Below are 1,130 nucleotides of genomic sequence, written 5' to 3'. Positions count from 1 at the left end.
GCAGTGTTACTCGATACTCACCATCGCGTTACCCGATAGTCACCACGGTGTTACTAAATGCACGCGCGCAACAGTTGATCACACAGATCCCGCCGGTGAAGGCAGAGCTGGACCGCCTCAAGGAGCAGTTCCTCCCTTCCCAACAGCCCCAGAACCGGTAGATGTACTGACTAGAGAGGTTGATACAGGTTGTGTGATCCGTCGACGCAGCCAAGATCTTCGCATGGAAGGGGAAGCCCTCCATGAACTTTCGTCGCCCGACGTAGCTCGCTCGCGATGCTCAACATGTGGTCGTCTTATTGTTAATCGGCGGGAAGATTAGGTCGGGTGACCCGTTTAGCCTCATCAAGAACAGGCATCCACGCATTGACCTGATGACGCTCCAACTGCCGCTGAAATTTCCCGGCAATAAACGCAATGAACTCAACATCACGATCAGTATCAGCGGTTTCAGCAACCACATCCCAGTGACGCTGCCGCCCCTTCTTAATAAAAAGCGTCTGGAAATACTCCTTGACCATTTCACTGGTTGTACCAATACTGCGATGATCAGTCAGATACATCTCCAACATCCGATCAAGATACTTCTCCTTACTACCAGCAAGCCTTGACAAAGAAAAGAACAACTGTGTCCTCACACCAGCATGTGGCTCCAAGTAGTAACACCGCTCCAACTGATCAAACAAATAATAATGCTTAGCCTTAAGAAACTCATTAATCGCACAGACAAGCGAGTCTTTAGCGGTAGGGATCAGATCATCGCGTAAGAGCACCTTCTCAAGCCCGTACACATAGTGCTCTAAAAGCTCATCCGACATTGTCTCGTACCTATCAGGCACTGGGGTATGCAACCCCACCAACTCAGCAACCCGTGTTGCAGTATCACTCATAAAACAACCTTTCTATGACTTGGAAGGAAACAGCCACAACGACTTCGAATCCGATAACCGCACGGTAGTTTCAGCCGCCTAGAATTAAACCAATCCAACTTTCGGGGGCCAGTTCAGTATTACTAGGGCCATGAGTGATCATCCTGCTTTTGTGCACATACTCAGTCCGAACCAAGCATGCGGTGAGTGGGGTTAGTCGATGCTGATACCAGCAGATTCAACATCCGCGATCAACACACC

General features: G+C 49.6%; 1 protein-coding gene. It reads right to left on the bottom strand.

All coding sequences use genetic code 11. The annotated features are described in order from the left end of the window. Positions 1-302: 302 nt before the first annotated feature. Positions 303-890 carry a hypothetical protein gene (locus tag QP994_RS11015; RefSeq protein ID WP_284866822.1) on the bottom strand — a complete coding sequence of 196 codons (588 nt, stop codon included), beginning with the start codon at positions 888-890 and terminating at the stop codon, positions 303-305. Positions 891-1,130: the final 240 nt, after the last annotated feature.

This window comes from Corynebacterium sp. MSK044 (assembly GCF_030232825.1).
GTDB lineage: Bacteria > Actinomycetota > Actinomycetes > Mycobacteriales > Mycobacteriaceae > Corynebacterium.
The sequence above is the reverse complement of the archived record's forward strand: the minus strand, read 5'-3'. Positions and strand labels throughout refer to the sequence as shown.

What these genes read in the sequence shown, in the direction of transcription:
- QP994_RS11015 (WP_284866822.1), bottom strand. Translation starts at nt 890, where the DNA reads ATGAGTGATACTGCAACACGGGTTGCTGAGTTGGTGGGGTTGCATACC.